The sequence below is a fragment of the Streptococcus sp. HJ1 genome, assembly GCF_052399005.1.
Taxonomy (GTDB): domain Bacteria; phylum Bacillota; class Bacilli; order Lactobacillales; family Streptococcaceae; genus Streptococcus.
Genome location: NZ_CP199005.1, coordinates 1,606,179 through 1,623,854, shown reverse-complemented (window position 1 = coordinate 1,623,854; position 17,676 = coordinate 1,606,179). Strand labels below are relative to the sequence as shown.

The 17,676-nt window shown below is 39.2% G+C and carries 20 protein-coding genes and 2 tRNA genes; 11 read left to right on the top strand and 11 right to left on the bottom strand.

All coding sequences use genetic code 11. From position 1 onward, the window contains the following. Positions 1-9 precede the first annotated feature (9 nt). The 5 genes from trpD to trpA are packed head-to-tail and all read left to right on the top strand — an operon-like array spanning position 10 to position 4,334. The gene (gene trpD, locus ACT17O_RS08215) at positions 10-1,014 is read left to right on the top strand and encodes an anthranilate phosphoribosyltransferase (RefSeq protein ID WP_000658672.1); all 1,005 of its coding nucleotides are present in this window, start codon (positions 10-12) and stop codon (positions 1,012-1,014) included. Further along, positions 1,011-1,778 carry an indole-3-glycerol phosphate synthase TrpC gene (gene trpC / locus ACT17O_RS08210; RefSeq protein ID WP_000076527.1) on the top strand — a complete coding sequence of 256 codons (768 nt, stop codon included), beginning with the start codon at positions 1,011-1,013 and terminating at the stop codon, positions 1,776-1,778. The genes trpD and trpC overlap by 4 nt, the downstream gene beginning before the upstream one ends. Further along, complete coding sequence (locus ACT17O_RS08205) at positions 1,765-2,364, top strand: phosphoribosylanthranilate isomerase (RefSeq protein WP_084944107.1); 600 nt, start codon at positions 1,765-1,767, stop codon at positions 2,362-2,364. The genes trpC and ACT17O_RS08205 overlap by 14 nt, the downstream gene beginning before the upstream one ends. Continuing rightward, positions 2,342-3,565 carry a tryptophan synthase subunit beta gene (gene trpB / locus ACT17O_RS08200; RefSeq protein ID WP_000331265.1) on the top strand — a complete coding sequence of 408 codons (1,224 nt, stop codon included), beginning with the start codon at positions 2,342-2,344 and terminating at the stop codon, positions 3,563-3,565. Before ACT17O_RS08205 ends, trpB begins: the two co-directional genes overlap by 23 nt. Further along, positions 3,558-4,334 carry a tryptophan synthase subunit alpha gene (gene trpA, locus ACT17O_RS08195; protein WP_084944108.1) on the top strand — a complete coding sequence of 259 codons (777 nt, stop codon included), beginning with the start codon at positions 3,558-3,560 and terminating at the stop codon, positions 4,332-4,334. The genes trpB and trpA overlap by 8 nt, the downstream gene beginning before the upstream one ends. Here the strand turns inward: trpA and ACT17O_RS08190 are convergent. After that, a complete protein-coding gene (locus tag ACT17O_RS08190; protein WP_444817411.1) occupies positions 4,306-4,965 on the bottom strand; it encodes a prepilin peptidase in 660 nt (219 codons plus the stop codon). The two genes, trpA and ACT17O_RS08190, sit on opposite strands and share 29 nt — an antisense overlap. 69 nt (positions 4,966-5,034) lie before the next feature. On the opposite strand from ACT17O_RS08190, the gene ACT17O_RS08185 reads away from it, so the two are divergent. After that, positions 5,035-5,490, top strand: coding sequence for a GNAT family N-acetyltransferase (locus tag ACT17O_RS08185; protein WP_042768738.1), 456 nt, complete (start codon positions 5,035-5,037; stop codon positions 5,488-5,490). Positions 5,491-5,593: 103 nt separating this feature from the next. Then, complete coding sequence (locus ACT17O_RS08180) at positions 5,594-6,043, top strand: thiol-disulfide isomerase (protein WP_260468428.1); 450 nt, start codon at positions 5,594-5,596, stop codon at positions 6,041-6,043. A gap of 114 nt (positions 6,044-6,157) precedes the next feature. Here the strand turns inward: ACT17O_RS08180 and ACT17O_RS08175 are convergent, their stop codons facing one another. The 5 genes from ACT17O_RS08175 to ACT17O_RS08155 form a co-directional block, all read right to left on the bottom strand. Continuing rightward, positions 6,158-6,361: a CsbD family protein gene (locus tag ACT17O_RS08175; protein ID WP_000102421.1), complete on the bottom strand. Its 204-nt coding sequence runs from the start codon at positions 6,359-6,361 to the stop codon at positions 6,158-6,160. A gap of 41 nt (positions 6,362-6,402) precedes the next feature. Next, a complete protein-coding gene (locus tag ACT17O_RS08170; protein ID WP_444817410.1) occupies positions 6,403-6,987 on the bottom strand; it encodes an Asp23/Gls24 family envelope stress response protein in 585 nt (194 codons plus the stop codon). Positions 6,988-6,998: 11 nt separating this feature from the next. Beyond that, on the bottom strand, positions 6,999-7,169 hold the full coding sequence (locus ACT17O_RS08165; protein WP_000454669.1) for a DUF2273 domain-containing protein: 171 nt from the start codon (positions 7,167-7,169) through the stop codon (positions 6,999-7,001). 11 nt (positions 7,170-7,180) lie between these two features. After that, positions 7,181-7,744, bottom strand: coding sequence for an alkaline shock response membrane anchor protein AmaP (gene amaP, locus ACT17O_RS08160; protein ID WP_000045613.1), 564 nt, complete (start codon positions 7,742-7,744; stop codon positions 7,181-7,183). 99 nt (positions 7,745-7,843) lie between these two features. Continuing rightward, positions 7,844-8,080 carry a GlsB/YeaQ/YmgE family stress response membrane protein gene (locus tag ACT17O_RS08155; protein WP_000964741.1) on the bottom strand — a complete coding sequence of 79 codons (237 nt, stop codon included), beginning with the start codon at positions 8,078-8,080 and terminating at the stop codon, positions 7,844-7,846. A gap of 296 nt (positions 8,081-8,376) precedes the next feature. Between ACT17O_RS08155 and ACT17O_RS08150 the strand changes: the two genes are divergently transcribed. Continuing rightward, on the top strand, positions 8,377-9,858 hold the full coding sequence (locus tag ACT17O_RS08150; RefSeq protein ID WP_444817409.1) for a M protein trans-acting positive regulator PRD domain-containing protein: 1,482 nt from the start codon (positions 8,377-8,379) through the stop codon (positions 9,856-9,858). 155 nt (positions 9,859-10,013) lie between these two features. Here ACT17O_RS08150 and ACT17O_RS08145 read toward each other — a convergent pair whose 3' ends face one another. Continuing rightward, complete coding sequence (locus tag ACT17O_RS08145) at positions 10,014-11,159, bottom strand: low temperature requirement protein A (RefSeq protein ID WP_049478431.1); 1,146 nt, start codon at positions 11,157-11,159, stop codon at positions 10,014-10,016. A gap of 805 nt (positions 11,160-11,964) precedes the next feature. Here ACT17O_RS08145 and ACT17O_RS08140 point away from each other — a divergent pair. Continuing rightward, on the top strand, positions 11,965-13,254 hold the full coding sequence (locus ACT17O_RS08140) for a membrane protein (protein ID WP_001062783.1): 1,290 nt from the start codon (positions 11,965-11,967) through the stop codon (positions 13,252-13,254). 9 nt (positions 13,255-13,263) lie between these two features. After that, positions 13,264-14,352 (top strand): AI-2E family transporter, encoded by a 1,089-nt coding sequence (locus ACT17O_RS08135; protein WP_444817408.1) that lies wholly within the window; start codon positions 13,264-13,266, stop codon positions 14,350-14,352. 140 nt (positions 14,353-14,492) lie between these two features. On the opposite strand, the gene ACT17O_RS08130 is transcribed toward ACT17O_RS08135, so the two are convergent. The 4 genes from ACT17O_RS08130 to ACT17O_RS08115 all read right to left on the bottom strand — a co-directional run bounded on the left by ACT17O_RS08130 (position 14,493) and on the right by ACT17O_RS08115 (position 17,090). Next, positions 14,493-14,565: transfer RNA gene (locus ACT17O_RS08130), tRNA-Lys, on the bottom strand. 62 nt (positions 14,566-14,627) lie between these two features. Beyond that, a complete protein-coding gene (locus tag ACT17O_RS08125; protein ID WP_000672740.1) occupies positions 14,628-15,143 on the bottom strand; it encodes a DUF308 domain-containing protein in 516 nt (171 codons plus the stop codon). Between the two features lie 338 nt (positions 15,144-15,481). Further along, positions 15,482-15,554: transfer RNA gene (locus ACT17O_RS08120), tRNA-Lys, on the bottom strand. A gap of 264 nt (positions 15,555-15,818) precedes the next feature. Next, positions 15,819-17,090, bottom strand: a complete 1,272-nt coding sequence (locus tag ACT17O_RS08115; RefSeq protein WP_444817407.1) for a replication-associated recombination protein A — start codon at positions 17,088-17,090, stop codon at positions 15,819-15,821. Positions 17,091-17,205: 115 nt separating this feature from the next. On the opposite strand from ACT17O_RS08115, the gene ACT17O_RS08110 reads away from it, so the two are divergent. After that, on the top strand, positions 17,206-17,676 hold the full coding sequence (locus tag ACT17O_RS08110; RefSeq protein ID WP_038804952.1) for a DUF3013 family protein: 471 nt from the start codon (positions 17,206-17,208) through the stop codon (positions 17,674-17,676).

Below are 17,676 nucleotides of genomic sequence, written 5' to 3'. Positions count from 1 at the left end.
GAAACTAGGATGAAAGAGATTATTGAAAAACTAGCAAAATTTGAACATTTATCAGGTGTGGAAATGACGGATGTCATTGAGCGTATCGTAACTGGGCGTGTAACCGAAGCGCAGATTGCTTCTCTTCTCTTGGCCCTTAAGATGAAGGGGGAAACACCTGAAGAACGCACAGCCATTGCACAAGTCATGAGAGGCCATGCCCAACACATTCCAACTGAAATCCATGATGCTATGGACAACTGTGGTACAGGTGGTGACAAGTCTTTCAGCTTTAACATTTCCACAACTGCAGCCTTTGTCTTGGCTGGTGGCGGCATTCATATGGCTAAACACGGTAACCGTTCGATTTCTTCTAAATCGGGTTCTGCAGACGTCCTTCAAGCATTGGGCATCAATCTTGACCTTAAACCAGCTGAACTAGGTAAGGTCTTTGATAAAACTGGAATCGTCTTTCTCTTTGCTAAAAATATGCACCCAGCTATGAAATACATCATGCCAGCTCGTTTGGAATTGGGAATTCCAACGATTATGAACTTGACTGGTCCACTGATTCACCCAATGGCCTTGGAAACACAGCTTCTTGGTATTAGTCGTCCAGAACTGCTAGAAAGTACCGCTCAGGTTTTGAAAAATATGGGTCGCAAACGTGCCATCGTGGTTGCTGGACCAGAAGGCTTGGATGAAGCTGGTTTGAATGGAGCTACCAGCATTGCCCTTCTTGAGAATGGCAAAATCACCTTGTCAAGCTTTACTCCAGAAGATTTGGGGATGGAACGCTACGCTATCGAAGATATCCGTGGTGGCAATGCTCAGGAAAATGCAGAAATTTTGCTCAGCGTTCTTCAAAACGAACCAAGTCCATTCTTGGAAACGACAGTTTTAAATGCTGGTCTTGGTTTCTATGCCAATGGTAAGGTAGCTAGTATCAAGGAAGGAGTTGCCTTGGCTCGTCAAGTAATTGCTAGTGGCAAGGCCCTTGAAAAGCTCAGACTGTTACAGGAGTACCAAAAATGAGTCAGGAATTTTTAGCACGAATTTTGGAGCAGAAGGCGCGTGAGGTCGAGCAGATGGAGCTGGAGGAAGTCCATCCCTTGCGCCAGACCTATCGCTTGGCAGCATTTTTGAAGAATCACCAGGACCGTTTGCAGGTAATCGCTGAAGTCAAGAAAGCTAGCCCTAGTCTGGGAGATATCAATCTCGATGTGGATATTGTGCAACAGGCCCAGACTTATGAAGCGAACGGCGCAGTGATGATTTCGGTTTTGACAGATGAAGTTTTCTTTAAAGGGCATTTGGATTATTTACGTGAGATCTCCAGTCAGGTAAACATTCCAACGCTCAACAAGGACTTTATCATCGATGAAAAGCAAATCATCCGTGCTCGCAATGCCGGCGCGACAGTTATCTTGCTAATTGTCGCTGCCTTGTCAGAAGAACGCCTCAAGGAACTGTATGACTACGCGACAGAGCTTGGTCTGGAAGTCTTGGTGGAGACTCACAATCTAGCTGAACTAGAGGTAGCCCACAGACTTGGTGCCCAGATTATTGGGGTTAACAACCGCAACTTGACCACCTTTGAAGTCGACTTGCAGACCAGTGTAGACTTGGCCCAGCACTTTAAGGAAGATCGTTATTACATTTCTGAATCTGCTATTTTCACAGGGCAGGATGCGGAACGCGTTGCACCATACTTTAACGGAATTTTGGTGGGAACAGCTCTCATGCAGGCAGAAGATGTAGCCCAGAGAATCAAGGAGTTGCAGATTGACAAAGGTTAAGATTTGTGGATTGTCGAACAAAGAAGCGGTAGAGACAGTCGTATCAGCAGGGGCAGACTATATCGGTTTTGTCTTTGCACCTAGTAAAAGACAGGTGACCTTGGAAGAGGCTGCAGAGCTGGCAAAGCTCATTCCTGTTAACGTTAAAAAGGTTGGTGTATTTGTTTCACCAAGTCGGGCAGAATTACTAGAAGCGATTGACAAAGTTGGCTTGGACTTGATTCAAGTTCATGGTCAGGTAGCGGATGATTTGTTTGAGGATTTATCTTGTGCCAGTATTCAGGCTGTGCAGGTGGATGGAAATGGTCATGTGCCTAATTCTCAGGCGGATTATCTCCTCTTTGATGCCCCTGTGGCTGGGAGTGGTAAGACCTTTGACTGGGGTCAACTGGATACGTCTGGACTAGCCCAGCCATTTTTCATCGCAGGTGGGCTTAATGAAGACAATGTAGAAGAAGCAATTCAACACTTTACTCCCTATGCAGTAGATGTATCGAGTGGAGTGGAGACAGATGGACAGAAAGATCAGGAAAAGATTAGAAGATTTATAGAGAGGGTAAAGCATGGCATATCAAGAACCAAATAAAGATGGATTTTACGGAAAATTCGGCGGACGTTTCGTCCCAGAAACATTGATGACAGCAGTTTTGGAGTTGGAAAAAGCTTATCGTGAAAGTCAGGCAGACCCAAGCTTCCAAGAGGAATTGAACCAACTTTTGCGCCAGTACGTAGGACGTGAAACTCCCCTTTACTACGCAAAAAACTTGACCCAGCATATCGGCGGAGCCAAGATTTATCTCAAACGGGAAGACCTTAACCATACAGGTGCTCACAAGATTAACAATGCCTTGGGACAAGTTCTTCTGGCTAAACGCATGGGCAAAAAGAAAATTATCGCTGAAACAGGTGCTGGTCAGCACGGTGTGGCAACTGCAACAGCTGCGGCCCTCTTTAACATGGAATGTACCATCTACATGGGTGAGGAAGATGTTAAACGCCAAGCACTTAATGTGTTCCGTATGGAGCTTTTAGGAGCTAAGGTTGAGGCTGTGACAGATGGTTCGCGCGTGCTTAAGGATGCGGTCAATGCAGCCCTCCGTTCATGGGTGGCAAATATCGACGATACCCACTATATCCTTGGTTCTGCCTTGGGACCTCATCCTTTCCCAGAAATCGTTCGTGACTTCCAAAGTGTCATCGGTCGAGAAGCTAAACAACAGTACCGTGACTTGACAGGACAAGACTTACCAGATGCCCTAGTAGCCTGTGTTGGTGGTGGTTCTAATGCTATCGGTCTCTTCCATCCATTTGTAGAAGATGAGTCAGTAGCTATGTATGGGGCTGAAGCAGCAGGACTTGGTGTGGACACGGAGCACCACGCAGCGACCTTAACCAAGGGTCGTCCAGGTGTCCTCCATGGTTCCCTCATGGATGTGCTCCAAGATGCTCATGGTCAAATTCTTGAAGCCTTCTCTATCTCAGCAGGATTGGACTATCCTGGTATCGGTCCAGAACATTCTCACTACCACGATATCAAACGTGCCAGCTATGTTCCTGTGACAGACGAGGAAGCTTTGGAAGGATTCCAACTCTTGTCTCGTGTGGAAGGAATTATCCCAGCCTTGGAATCTAGCCATGCCATTGCCTTCGCAGTGAAATTGGCCAAAGAACTTGGACCAGACAAGTCGATGATTGTCTGCCTATCTGGACGTGGGGACAAGGATGTGGTTCAAGTCAAAGACCGCTTGGAAGCAGATGCAGCAAAGAAGGGAGAAGCCCATGCCTAAGACACTAACAGAAAAATTGAACGCTATCAAAGCAGCTGGAAAAGGAATTTTTGTTCCCTATATCATGGCTGGAGACCATGAGAAAGGTTTGGTTGGTCTCGCTGAAACAATCCACTTTTTAGAAGATTTGGGTGTTTCAGCTATTGAAGTGGGTATTCCCTTTTCAGACCCTGTTGCAGATGGACCTGTGATCGAAGAAGCAGGCTTACGTAGTCTAGCTCATGGGACTTCTACCCAGGCTTTGGTTGAAACCTTGAAAACCATTCAGACTGAGGTACCACTGGTCATCATGACCTACTTCAACCCCCTTTTTCAGTACGGTGTGGACAAATTTGTCAAAGATCTGGCAGATACTGCAGTTAAGGGCTTGATTATCCCAGACCTGCCTCATGAGCATGCCAACTTTGTAGAGCCATTTTTGGTAGACACAGATATCGCCTTGATTCCCCTAGTAAGTTTGACAACAGGGATTGAGCGTCAGAAAGAGTTGATCAAGGGAGTAGAAGGCTTCGTCTATGCCGTTGCTATCAATGGGGTGACAGGGAAATCAGGAAATTACCGCGCAGACTTGGACAAGCACTTGGCACAATTGCATCAAGTAGCTGACATCCCAGTCTTGACAGGTTTTGGCGTATCTAGTCAAGCAGATGTCGAACGCTTTAATGCGGTATCAGATGGTGTTATTGTCGGTTCGAAAATTGTAAAAGCTCTCCACCAAGGAGAGCCGATTGAGGACTTTATCAAACAAGCAGTAGCTTACCAAAAATAATCACACAAGTAGCAAGTAAGAGGAAAGGCACAAAAGGAAGTCTTTCCTTTTTCTTTTGTAGGAGAAAGGCTAGAATCCCTGTCGCAGAAGCAAACTGAATCAAGATGAGTAATTCGGTCGCGCTAAAGACGAGAGCACAAGAAGCCAGAAAGAGAAAATCCCCTGCGCCCATGCGGATATCAATAAAATGAGCCATGATTCCGAGGACAAGAAAGAAGACCATAACCAGATTCCAACCACAGAAAGCCATGAGGATTAGGTGGAAAGTTAGCCAAACCATTAAGGGATACTCCTGATGGCGAAAGTCATAGATACCCAAGGTTAAGCCAGCAGTGATTAGGATGACTTGACCCAAGGAAATCCAACCCAAAGACCAAGTCAGAAAGAGGAGTCCTAAGCCGAATTCAAAGAGGGCATACCAGAATGGATAGCGAATCTTGCAGTATCGACAGCGAAAGCGACCAATTACTTGAGAGATAATCGGAATCAAATCTAGCGGTCGCAAGCGAGTCTGACAGGAATCGCAGTGACTAGCTGGTCGGATAATGGATTGCTCAGGAAAACGGTCAATGACCAAACCCAAGAAAGAAGCGAGAATGCTCCCGACAAGAAAAAAATAAAGATCAATCATACTTATCTATTCGTAAAAAATAGAAGAAGTAGTATAATAAAGAAACATTGATAAGATGGTGAGGTCAAGATGACAATTCGTTTTGAAGAAAATGTGAGCACAGAAAATGCTCAGCTCGTATGCCGATGGTCTAACTCCCTTGGCAAATCCTTTCAAGAACAATGGATGGGAACAATGATTCCTTTTCCTTTAACAATTCAAATCTTGCAAGATTTGGAAGGAATCTTTTCAATATTTGATGGACAAGAGTTTGTGGGGCTTATCCAGAAAATCAGGCTAGAAGACAGGAATCTTCATATCGGGAGATTTTTTATCAACCCTCAGAAGCAGGGGCAAGGCTTAGGTAGTCAGGCTTTAAGGAAATTTGTTAGTTTGGCCTTTGAAAATGGAGACATAGATACTATTTCTCTAAATGTCTACGAGGCAAATCAAACAGCTTACAAGCTTTACCAAAAAGAAGGATTTGAAATCGTTCGAATGGTTGAAGTACCTATACGAAAATACATCATGAAAAAGGGCAGATAACAGTCACGGGGGATTAGAGTCCCAAGGATTTTCAAGGATAAGGAAGTTATCTTTCAAAGTTAGAAACAAGATTTCTATGATTTCTTAGATAGAGGAGATAAAAATGTCGAGACCTAGAAAAATACGAATCTTGCTTGCTTCTGTACTTGCCTTAGTTGTTGGTATCAATCATTATTTTCAGTATCAAAGCCACCGAGAACGCTTCCAATTAAAGACTTTCTTTGAAGAGAAGGACACTATAGTCGTCTTACAACGTTTGATGGCGTCAGAAAAATATGCGTCTGACATGCGAAAAGCAGGCTATGTCGTTCCTCCCGACGGTGCTATCCGCTTGGATGGAGGAATTGATTCCATAGGGATAAAAGGAGACATCGATTTGAAAATGTTGAATCCTAGTAGGGATGAAGTCGCGATTTTATTTGAAACAATGGTAAATGAGGAAAAAATTAATGCCTACTATATTTTAGATAATCAATTAACCCTAAAACGCAGATACTATTCTTATATTAGGAATCAAAATAAAGAAAGTGTGACGATCTCTCAAGCCGATTGACAATTCCTTTTAACGAAGAATCGGAATCGTTTTTAGGATCCTATATACAAAAAAGAGAACAGTAAATGTTCTCTCTTTGACTACTATTGTTATAAGATAAATTAACGTTTAGCCTTATTTTTCATCTTTGTGAAGCATGTTTTTAACACCTTCAATAGCGCCTTCGACAGCGTCTTTAGCATCTTCGGCAACTTCTTTTACTTTAGAAACAACTTTTTCAGCTGTTCCTTCTTTTTCCATTTTTTCATCGCCAATCATTTTGCCGACACCTTCTTTAATGGAACCTTTTGCTTGATTTAATTTTTCTTCTGTTGACATGATTCTGCCTCCTTTAAATTGATTGATTTTGATTAGATGAATTAGTGTACGCGAGCATTTTCCTTTGTTTCGCCTTTAACGGCTTCAACACCTTCGCCTACTTTTTCTTGAACAGCAGCAACACCTGAACCGATACCAGATTTCACTTTTTCAAATTGTTCTGAAGCAAATTCTCCTGTTGAAGAAGCCACGTCAGTTACTCTGTCTTGAAGGCTAACTGAATCTGCTTCATGCTGTTCCTTCGTTTTGATATCAACAACATTCACATTAACTTCAACGACTTCTAGATCAGTCATTTTTGTAACTTGTGATACGACAACATCTTTGATTTCTTTGTACAAAGCTGGAACATTCTTTTGGTATTCAACAACAATGTTCAAGTCAACTGCAACTTGTTCTTTCCCAACTTCAACATTGACACCATGAGTGACATTATCTGTATTGATAATTTTTTCTGTTAGATTAGAGAAGAATCCTCCATCCACATCCAAAAGTCCAGACACTTTTTCAAGTGAAAGTCCAATGATTTTTTGGATTACTTTATCTTCATAAGTGAGTTCCCCTTTAACATCTTGAGAAACAACAGCGACATCTTTTTTTTCTACATTTTTATCTACGTTTGACATACGAGACTCCTTTATTTATTTAAATATTTTTCCTTAACATAATATCCAGCAAATGCTCCTAGGGCTCCACAAATTAGTACAAATAGTGTTTTGAAAAAGCCAAAGGATAAGATAAAGCAAGCGAGAATGACACCTACTAAACCTGCAATAATTGGATACTGGTATTTTTTAAACCATTCCATTTTTTACTTCCTTACTTTACACGACTAACAGTCTTTTTGGTCGTTTTTGGAGGTTCAAATTCTTTCACTTTAACTTCAAGTTTTACCTCACGTTCAATACCAAAGAACTGCTTTAATCCATGAGTTATTTCATTCTGAATGACAAGACATCGTTTTGAGATGTTGTCTGAAGGAAGAATTTTGCCCTCAACATAAACGAAACATTTATTTTTGCGGCTATTTACATGGACTGTTGGTTCTTTGATCAACTGATGATCAATGACCAAACATCGAACAAAGCCTTCGATAGCTGAATTTTTTAGTTTTAATGTATCTTCTTGAGTCTCTAATTGAATCTCTAAATACTGTTTAGGATAGAAGAGTATTACTAGCATTGAAATTAACACTAAAACAGATAGGACAAGTGTCCCCCAAAAGACATATCTAGCAATCAGAAATTCAGCGTAGAGTTCTCTCCAACTGAATAAGTGGATATCTAAATCACTGACCTGATGATAATCTATGAGAATAGGAAGGAAAATAGCCAAGATTAAAATACAGAAAATAAGTAACAATATTTTCTTTGATTTTGACATATTAAATCCTTTCAAATGAAAAGCTTTAAACCATAATTTTACCCGTCTGCAGTATTCAAAATTATGGCTTATCACTTTTAATTTCTTATTAGGTAATGCTTATTTTTTACCAAATAGAAATGAAACGACTGCAACAACAATCACTGCACCTACGATTGACGGAATAATAGCCATTCCAGCCAATGAAGGTCCCCAGCTTCCTAGAAGTGATTGCCCTACAGATGAACCGATAAGACCTGCAAAGATATTTGCAATCAATCCCATTGAACCACCTTTTTTAGTGATTGCACCTGCGATGAGACCAATAAGACCTCCTACAATAATGGACCACAACATAGTGTATCCTCCTTTTCTATTTCTAAATCAAAGAATCAACATCTTTGATTACACTAATTATATAGTATTTCAATTTGGAAAGAAAATAGTTCGTCTTAAAAACCGTACTGTAAACATGTACTCTAGATACAGATAAATAAGAAAATCTTGATGCTACTGAGTTTCTAAGGGATTAGACTAGTCTTTTTATGACAAGCAAAAGTCGTTGTAAGAGGATAAATACACTCCATGTGGTATAATTGCATGAAGATTGAAAGACAATCCTTCAGTTTATTATAAAGAAAGAAAAGCTATCCATGAGAGATTTATTATCGAAAAAAAGTCACAGACAATTAGAATTATTAGAATTACTATTTGAAAACAAACGCTGGTTTCATATTTCAGAACTAGCAGAATTATTGCACTGTACAGAACGTTCTGTAAAAGATGACTTGTCCCATGTCAGGTCTTCTTTTCCTGACTTGATTTTTCATTCCTCAACAAATGGTATCCGTATCATTAATACCGACGATAGTGATATTGAGATGGTCTATCATCATTTTTTTAAGCATTCAACCCACTTTTCAATTTTAGAATTTATCTTCTTTAATGAAGGATGTGATACTGATAGTATTTGCAAAGAGTTTTATATCAGTTCTTCCTCTCTTTACCGTATCATCCGTCACATTAATAAAATTATTAAGAAACAATATCGTTTTGAAATTAGCCTCAATCCAGTTCGAATCACTGGAAATGAGATTGATATCCGTTACTTTTTTGCCCAGTATTTTTCAGAGAAATATTATTTCCTTGAATGGCCTTTTGAAGATTTTTCTCAAGAACCCTTGTCTCAATTATTGGAATTAGTCTATAAAGCAACTTCTTTCCCGATGAATTTGTCAACTCACAGAATGTTAAAATTACTTCTGGTTACAAATTTATACCGAATAAAGTTTGGTCATTTCATGGAAGTTGAGAGAGACTCTTTTAACAATCAATTGTTGGAATCGTTTATGCAGGCAGAAGGCATCGAAGAGATTGTAGCGAGCTTTGACTCTGAATATCATATCTCTCTGAATAAAGAAGTAATAGGTCAATTATTTGTAACCTATTTTCAAAAAATGTTTTTCATAGATGAAGAAGTATTTCTCAACCATGCAAAAACAGACAGCTATGTAAAAAAATCGTATCAGTTATTGGGAAAGCTAGTAGATCAGGTATCAAGAGAGTATAATCTTCAAGTAGACAATAAGGACAATCTGATTTGGCATCTGCACAATACGGCGCATCTGCATCGCCAGGAATTATCGACAGAGTTTATCCTATTTGATCAAAAAGGCAATACAATCAAGAACTTTCAAAATATTTTCCCTCGCTTTGTTTCAGAGGTGAAGGAAGGGATTGAACACTATCTAGAGGCTTTGGATATGGATCGTAATTCAATGAAGGTCAATCATTTATCCTATACTTTTATCACCCATAGCAAACACTTAGTGTTAAATCTTTTACAAAACCAACCTAAATTAAAGGTTTTGGTCGTGAGTAATTTTGATCAGTATCATGCAAAATCAGTAGCCGAGACACTTGCTTACTATTGCAGTAACAATTTTGAACTGGAGGTCTGGAGTGAATTAGAGTTGTCCATTGATGCTCTAAAAGAATCACCTTACGACATCATTATTTCAAATTTTATTATTCCACCTATTGAAAATAAGAGACTGATCTATTCCAATAATGTCAATACAGTCGCTCTCATCTCTTTGCTTAACGCAATGATGTTTATTCGATTAGACGAGTAACTAAGAATAACAAAAAACGCTAGATAGCGTTTTTTGTTTTATAAGGAAAGAATTTTATCTATACTAAACTCAGAATATCCTAACAATCCTGTCATTTTTTAGTTCAGAACAACAAAAAGCCTTGGTTCCCAAAGCTTTTTAATCTTATAAACTCATTAAAACAACTCCCAGTAAGGTGTGGAATGTTTTTTAGTCTGTGTCATATAAAAATAAATAGAATGAATAGCTATAGCTAGAGCTAAAATGGTTGTAATACTTACTACTATTATAGGATTAGAAGCAAAGATTAAAGAGAGAATCAAGGCAGCCAGATAGAGTGTCGCTTGGACACAGTAGTAACTTTTCGAATAGCGAAGATAGTGTTTGTTATGGGGCCCATTTACTAGGACAGCAGCTTGAAAGAGGCCAAATCCGATATAAGAGAAGCTGGTTGCAAAGAGACGATTAGCTTCAGGATTCAGAAGAAAACTCATCGAAACGGTCATCATAAGAAGTCCAATGAAAATAGGATAGTGACTGTAAATTAGAAATAGTCCCTTTTGATTAGATTTTTCATCAATAGCATGGTCGAATTGACCAAAATAAAACAAGAACAGAGAAATCATAATAATGAAATAAAGAACCGAATAAATCGAGAAATTCTCGATTGTAAAGAAGTTAGCTAGCTCCGTAATCATCTCTCCAAACGTAATAATGACAAGAAGGGAGATGCGCTCGATTAAATGGGGGAGATTTACCTGGTAATGCTTATCTTTATTAAGCAAGATACTTGGCATAATAAATGTTAGCAGAATACTAGCAAATAAGATATAGACTCTAAGGTAAATAGGAAGAAGAGCTGCTAGATAGAATCCTAAACTTCCTAGACCTGTTATCCATAGAAAACCTTTGATACTTTCCCGATTAGCATCATCGGTTGATTTTCTAAAAAATTCAACCAAATATTGAAAAAATAAGGTAAGGGTTAATGTACCAATAGCCCAACAGAGATAATGAAAATATTGTTGCCAATCAGGTCCAATCATATTGGCTATAAAGAGTAAAATTCCCATTTTGATAAACATGATTACTATGTTAAATAAAGAGTTCTTTCCATAGCGATTGGTATAATCGGTTTGAATCATCCAGGAATCGATGAGAAACAAAGTAGCAATGAAAAAATCAAGGAAAGAATTCCAAGTCAAAATACCGTTATGAAGATGGTCAATTAAAGTAGTTACTTTTGAAATTGCAAAAACAAAAACTAGGTCATAAAAAAGTTCTGAAAATTCTACACGTTTATGTTTAATAAGAGTTGTCATCTTAAGACCTTTCTATTTTAGAAGTACAATTTATTATAACAGAAAATGGTAATAAAAAAAAAGGGAGATGCTTAAATAACTTCATGTGACGCGAATGAACTGCGCCACAAAAGTTAGGTTTTTTCTGTCTAACTTTTGGGGTGCAGTTCAGAAGGGGTGTTTTTTCTATCGTTTTTTAGTGCTAAGACTACACAAAAAAGCCTAGTAAATCAAGGCTTTTTCCTGTTGTATTTAGATGCCCCCTACAGGGATTTGGAAAGGACTTTCATATTGAGAGCAATTAAAAATATTGAAATATAAGTGATTTTAGGTATTTTCAATGTCATGATTTAAAAATGGGACAAAAGTGGGGCAAAAACCATACAGATTCTAAACTGTATGGTTCTTTTTTTATCTAACCAAGAAAGGTTAAAACTTATTAAAACAAATGCAATCAACTGTTGAAAACTTTTTAGTCCGTGTAATATAAAAACAAGTAAAAGTTGAACTATAGGGAATATTGTGTCATAATAGGTAATAGATGAATAATTAATAGATTGGAAATAATGCTTTCTTACCTTAACAGGTTGAATTGGTTATACATTTTTTCGTCGCAATTGTGTCTATCTCTCGAGTTTAGCTAGTTTTTATAAGCTCTGGTTTCTAATCAATATAACAAATTTTAGAAGTGCATAAGACAAGATGGTGACATTACTACAGTCATTTCTAGTCACCATATGTTGCTGGCACAGGCTGTTTGTAGTGTTGGCTATTTACTAGTCAGTTTAATCGGAGTGTTTAATTTTTATTGTTGAAAGGTTTTTATATGGCGAAAATTCTATCTTTAGGTCTGACAGGTAAGAAATTACTTGCTCAGGGGTTCTTGTTTGTTCTGCTAGGTCTCATCTTGATGGTCACGGGGACTTGGTTGCCAGTAAAGGTTATTCGACTGGTTCTGTTTTTAGCTTGGATAGCAACGGTCTTAGATTTAGTATTACGTATTTTCAAAAAAAGTCAGTCAACGGACACCTTGGGAGTTGCACTGGTTAAATTGTTAGTGCTGGGATATTTGCTTGGCTCCAATCTTGCGACGGATGTGCCGATTTATATTTTGGCTCTTGTGATTGGAGTTTATCAGATTTTTCATGCTAGTATTAACCTTGTCACCTATGTTCTCTACCGCAAAAACAAAATTCGACCTCGTTTTCGTCTCTTACTAGATGGACTCGTACTAGTTTTTCTTGGTGGGACTAGTCTTTTGTCCTCTACAGGAAATTCTGTCTTTCAACTCTTTGTATTAGGGGCTTATTTTTTCCTTTATGGTGTGTCCAATATCCGTGATGGTTTCTTGTTTGAGGAGGAAATTGGGAAAAACCATCTCAAACGTCGCATTAGAATTAGCTTACCTATTGTCCTAGCCGCTCTCATCCCTGCAAGAACTTTAGCAAAAATCAACAAATTCATGCAGGAAAATGCTGATGAGAGAGAGGATATCCATCTTGGAATGGTGAAGTCTGGTAAGACAGCGGAGCTTGAAATTTTTGTTCATACAGCTGAGACCTCTCTGTTTTCGGCAATTGGTCATGTGGATATCTGCTATCAAGGCCGTGTTATTTCTTATGGCAACTATGATCCGTCTTCTGAGACCTTATTTGGCATGGTAGGAGATGGTGTCTTATATTTCTGTGATCGTGACAAGTACATTGACCTATGTAAACGTGAGAGTCAAAAAACGCTTTTTGGTTATGGGATAGATTTGACGCCTGAAATGGAAAAAGCAGTTCAGAAAAAGTTGGCTGAATTGAAACAACTGACGATTCCATGGGAGCCAAGTGCAGATAAAATCATGACAGGTGATGGTAAGGAAGACTACACCTACGCTTATAAAATCAGACATGAGACAGATGGGGAACTTTATAAATTTATCAAATCTAAGTTTAAATCCTACTTTGTCTTATCTACAAACTGTGTGCTCTTGGCTGATACCATAGTCGGTCAGGCTGGCACCGATATCCTCTCACCCAAAGGATTTATCGCTCCAGGAACTTACCAAGCCTACCTTAATCGAGAGTTTGAAAAACCAAATAGTATAGTCGTATCTAAACATGTTTATTAAGGAGAATTTATGAACTTAGTAAAAAAATACACCCCGTTAATACTTTTTATAGGGCTGGTTGCTCTTGTAATTCTGAATGCATCGAGCTTTATATCAGGAGCAATCTCTCTCTTTGATGTAATATCAACCTTGATTTATGGTGCTGTTATTGCTTTTGTGCTTAATGTTCCTATGAAAAAAATTGAACAGTACTTAGTTAAATTGAAGGTAAAGGCAGAGTTGCGTCGTCCGATTGCCATGGTACTTGTTTTCCTAGCTCTTATCTTAATCGTGATTGCTCTTTTGGTTTTGGTGCTGCCAACCCTAGCCCAGACTATTAGTCAGCTGGGAACAGTCCTTTCAACAGTCCTTACTCAACTTGGGAAATTGCTAGGCAGCTCGGAATTTGTAACCAAAGACATGTTGTCAACTATCGTATCAGGCATACAGGGACAATCTAGTTCTATTAGCCAAGCTTTGATAGGTTTTTTATCAGGTCTGACTAGTAATATCGGCAATATTTTTTCAAGTTTGATGAATGCCTTTTTGATTATAGTCTTCACCTTTTTATTTTTATCCAGTAAGGAACATTTGGCAGCGATGACGAGTCGACTTCTAAAAGTTTTTCTTCCAGAGAAGGTGGTGATAAAGTTGACTTACATTGGACAAGTAGCACTAGAGACTTATGACCAATTTTTGATGGGTCAGCTGATTGAAGCAGTTATCATAGGAGTTATGATAGCGGTTGGTTACAGCGTGTTTGGGATACCCTATGGAGTAATGACAGGTATCTTTGCAGGAGTGCTATCGTTCATTCCTTATGTAGGGCCTATGATTGCTTGTGTTGTGGGAGCGATTTTTATCTTCACAGTGAGTCCTACTCAAGCCTTACTTTCTCTTCTTCTATATCAAGTTATACAGCTGATTGAAGGAAACCTTATTTATCCTAGAGTTGTAGGTCAGTCTATTGGTTTGCCAGCTATTTTCACGCTTGCGGCTGCTAGTATTGGAGGCAATCTCTTTGGCTTACTTGGGATGATATTCTTTACACCGATATTTGCTGTTATCTATCGATTGGTTAAGGAATTTGTCGTTGCAAAGGAAAATCAGCTAGATTAAGAAAAACTAAATTTAATAAGATATACTGAGAAGAGAGTGAGAGATTCTCTTCTCTTTTATTTTTAAATACTTTTCTACAAAAAGCTATTAGACGTTAAAAAAAGCCTTGGTTTCAAGGCTTATTTCTGTTGATTTAGATGTGCCCCCTGCAGGGCTCGAACCTGCGCCCCATAGCTTAAGAGTCTACTGCTCTACCAACTGAGCTAAGGAGGCAACAGAAAAAGCTGAGAATGTAACTTCCCAGCTATTTTAATATGCCCAAAATGGCAGCTAGATTATTTACGAAAGGCATCAAGGATATAGGTGAAACCAACAATTAAAAATGCAAAGGCAACGACATAAACGACAAAGACACTTGTAGCTACTGGATTGAACAAAATCACTAGACCTAGTAAAAATGCAAGCAACGCTATCCACATGATATGGTTGCCAATAATAGGGAAAATCAATCCCAGACGATTGCCTTTAAAGAAAACTATAATGGCTTCTACAATTAACCAAATTCCTAAAATAGTTGGAATGACAACTGGCAGCGTCACAAAGCCATAGGCAACGAGGTAAAGAGCTAAGAGAAGATTAACAATCCCTTGGAAAAGATGAGCTGGTGAGCGAAGCTCTTTTGGTACAGAGAAATAGCCTAAAATAGCTGCTATAGAAGAAACCAGTAAACCAAATGCAATCCACCAGCTGTAAGCAACAAGATTAGCTACTGGGTTTGTAAATAGGAAAAGTCCTAAAAGGACAAAAACAACTCCTGCAAGGAATAGCAGTAAACGATTAGAAAATTTCATTTCAATACCCCCTATATAGTATAGTATAGTTTGATAATAAAAATATTATACACCTTTTTAGAGGAAATGTCAATAAACAAAATGGAAAATTTGGAAGTTTCAGTCTGATTTATGAAAAGAAAATCAGTTTTTATTATTTTGAAAATAAAAAGAGAAGATAAAATTTGTCTTCTCTACATGAAAATATTGTATGGCATCAAAGCAAAAGTAACTGGCTTTACACTATTTGTTAAGATGTAATTTGATTCAAAAAGAAAAGATAGATTTAAATGTAGGGCAAATCAGTTATAGACAAACAAAAAAGCCTTGTAAATCAAGGCTTTTTCCTGTTGTTTAGATGCCCCCTGCAGGACTCGAACCTGCGACCCATAGATTAAGAGTCTACTGCTCTACCAACTGAGCTAAGAAGGCAAATAAAAAGCTGTATTGGTGCCGAAACTTCACGGTTTGTATTGAACCCGCGCAATTAAGCAGGTGGGCAACTCGCTCTAACTGAAGCTGTTTCCGTGTGAGACGGCCTACATGCTGTTAGAAGACTTTTGTTTCCCTAATAATACAAAAAATAGTCGGTCAACACTTAAGTGTGAAGTCGTACACCACAGCGTTTCTATATTTATATGATACCACTTTTTTTAAAAAATTCAAGTGGAAAATTTATTTTTTTTGAAAAGGATTTCACAAGTTTCTTAATTTATCAATGGTTTCCTTGCGTTGAGCTAAGGCCCGTTCGTACTTACCAGTTTCCTCTGGTGAAAAGTAGCTATGATTGCGAATCTTTTCTGGCAAGTAGTCTTGTTTGACCCAGTGTCCAGGATAGCTATGGGGGTAGAGATAGTTTTGAGCGTTCCCCAGTTCCTTGCTTCCACTGTAGTGACCATCACGCAGGTGTCGGGGAATAGGCAAATGACCTGATGTTTTGAGGTCGGTAAGAGCTTTATCCATAGCCACATAGGCTGAGTTGGACTTGGGTGAAAGGGCCAAATCAATCACGACATTGGCAATGAGGATGCGAGCTTCTGGGAAGCCAATCTTTTGAGCAGCATCTAGAGCAGTTACAGTATGAATCTGAGCTTCAGGATTGGCCAAACCGATATCTTCATAAGCGATGACGGTCAAACGACGAGCGAGACTAGGCAGATCCCCAGCTTCAATCAAGCGGGCTGCGTAATGAAGACTGGCATCCACATCCGAGCCGCGGATGGACTTTTGCAGGGCTGAGAGGACATCATAGTGGCCATCCCCATCCTTGTCCATAGTTATATAGCTCCTTTGCAGACTGTTCTCCATGATATCAAGAGTGATATGGCGGATGCCCTTATCATTTTCAGGGGTAGAGAGAACAGCCAAGTCAAGTGAGTTGAAGGCAGAGCGAAGATCTCCGTTTGTAGAGGTTGCGATGAAATCCAGCGCCTCCTCATCTAGCTCTACTGGAAAATCAAAACCACGCTCAGGGTTACTTAGAGCTATCTGAATCGCTTCTTTGACATCTTGATTGGACAGAGGTTCCAACTCAAAAATCTGAACACGGCTACGGATGGCAGGAGTGACAGAAAAGAAGGGATTTTCAGTCGTAGCCCCAATCATGATGACAAGTCCACTTTCCAAGAGAGGAAGGAGAAAGTCTTGCTTGGTTTTGTCAAGACGATGAATCTCGTCTAGTAGCAGTACAAGGCCACCTGAGAATTTAGCTTCTTCAGCAATCTCTTGGAGCCGTTTTTTACTATCAACAGTGGCATTGAAGGTCCGAAAGGCATACTTGGTTGTTCCAGCGATGGCAGAGGCGATACTGGTTTTGCCGATTCCTGGAGGTCCGTAGAGAATCATGGAAGACAGACGATTGGCTTCCACCATACGACGGATAATTTTTCCAGGTCCTACCAGATGCTTTTGACCGATGACTTGGTCGATAGTTTTAGGGCGCATGCGAAGCGCGAGATTGTCTGGCATAGCAGTCCTTTCTAACATGGATTTTCTGATGTATATGTGGTAAGATGGTAGTATCTATTTTAGCATATTTCCGAGCAATCGGGGCGATTAAAGAGTCGCATAGAAAGAGGACAAAATGGCAACATACGGATTTTTAGATGTTTTAGAGGAAGAATTGGACAAGAACTTTCCTTTTGACTATGAGATTAGCTGGGACAAGCGCAACCACGCGGTTGAAGTGAGTTTTCTCTTGGAAGCGCAAAACGCTACAGGTGTGGAGATGGTGGATGAAGACGGAGAGGTTTCTTCGGATGATATTCTCTTTGAAGAAGCAGTGCTTTTTTACAATCCTGCTAAGTCAACAGTTAATGCAGAAGATTATTTGGCTGTCATTCCTTATCTGCCTAAAAAAGGATTTTCTCGCGAGTTTTTAGCTTATTTTGCCCTTTTCCTGAAAGATACTGCCGAGGTTGGGCTGGATGCCCTCATGGACTTTTTGGAAGACCCAGAAGCAGAAGAATTTGTCATGGAATGGAACCAAGAAGTCTTTGAAGAAGGAAAAGTCGGCTTGGAAGAAGGAGAATTTTATCCTTATCCGAGATATTAG

Excerpts from the sequence above, each read along its gene's own strand:
- trpD (WP_000658672.1), top strand. The coding sequence starts at position 10 with ATGAAAGAGATTATTGAAAAACTAGCAAAATTTGAACATTTATCAGGT.
- trpC (WP_000076527.1), top strand. The coding sequence starts at position 1,011 with ATGAGTCAGGAATTTTTAGCACGAATTTTGGAGCAGAAGGCGCGTGAG.
- trpB (WP_000331265.1), top strand. The coding sequence starts at position 2,342 with ATGGCATATCAAGAACCAAATAAAGATGGATTTTACGGAAAATTCGGC.
- trpA (WP_084944108.1), top strand. The coding sequence starts at position 3,558 with ATGCCTAAGACACTAACAGAAAAATTGAACGCTATCAAAGCAGCTGGA.
- ACT17O_RS08190 (WP_444817411.1), bottom strand. The coding sequence starts at position 4,965 with ATGATTGATCTTTATTTTTTTCTTGTCGGGAGCATTCTCGCTTCTTTC.
- ACT17O_RS08185 (WP_042768738.1), top strand. The coding sequence starts at position 5,035 with ATGACAATTCGTTTTGAAGAAAATGTGAGCACAGAAAATGCTCAGCTC.
- ACT17O_RS08180 (WP_260468428.1), top strand. The coding sequence starts at position 5,594 with ATGTCGAGACCTAGAAAAATACGAATCTTGCTTGCTTCTGTACTTGCC.
- ACT17O_RS08175 (WP_000102421.1), bottom strand. The coding sequence starts at position 6,361 with ATGTCAACAGAAGAAAAATTAAATCAAGCAAAAGGTTCCATTAAAGAA.
- ACT17O_RS08170 (WP_444817410.1), bottom strand. The coding sequence starts at position 6,987 with ATGTCAAACGTAGATAAAAATGTAGAAAAAAAAGATGTCGCTGTTGTT.
- ACT17O_RS08165 (WP_000454669.1), bottom strand. The coding sequence starts at position 7,169 with ATGGAATGGTTTAAAAAATACCAGTATCCAATTATTGCAGGTTTAGTA.
- amaP (WP_000045613.1), bottom strand. The coding sequence starts at position 7,744 with ATGTCAAAATCAAAGAAAATATTGTTACTTATTTTCTGTATTTTAATC.
- ACT17O_RS08155 (WP_000964741.1), bottom strand. The coding sequence starts at position 8,080 with ATGTTGTGGTCCATTATTGTAGGAGGTCTTATTGGTCTCATCGCAGGT.
- ACT17O_RS08150 (WP_444817409.1), top strand. The coding sequence starts at position 8,377 with ATGAGAGATTTATTATCGAAAAAAAGTCACAGACAATTAGAATTATTA.
- ACT17O_RS08145 (WP_049478431.1), bottom strand. The coding sequence starts at position 11,159 with ATGACAACTCTTATTAAACATAAACGTGTAGAATTTTCAGAACTTTTT.
- ACT17O_RS08140 (WP_001062783.1), top strand. The coding sequence starts at position 11,965 with ATGGCGAAAATTCTATCTTTAGGTCTGACAGGTAAGAAATTACTTGCT.
- ACT17O_RS08135 (WP_444817408.1), top strand. The coding sequence starts at position 13,264 with ATGAACTTAGTAAAAAAATACACCCCGTTAATACTTTTTATAGGGCTG.
- ACT17O_RS08125 (WP_000672740.1), bottom strand. The coding sequence starts at position 15,143 with ATGAAATTTTCTAATCGTTTACTGCTATTCCTTGCAGGAGTTGTTTTT.
- ACT17O_RS08115 (WP_444817407.1), bottom strand. The coding sequence starts at position 17,090 with ATGCCAGACAATCTCGCGCTTCGCATGCGCCCTAAAACTATCGACCAA.
- ACT17O_RS08110 (WP_038804952.1), top strand. The coding sequence starts at position 17,206 with ATGGCAACATACGGATTTTTAGATGTTTTAGAGGAAGAATTGGACAAG.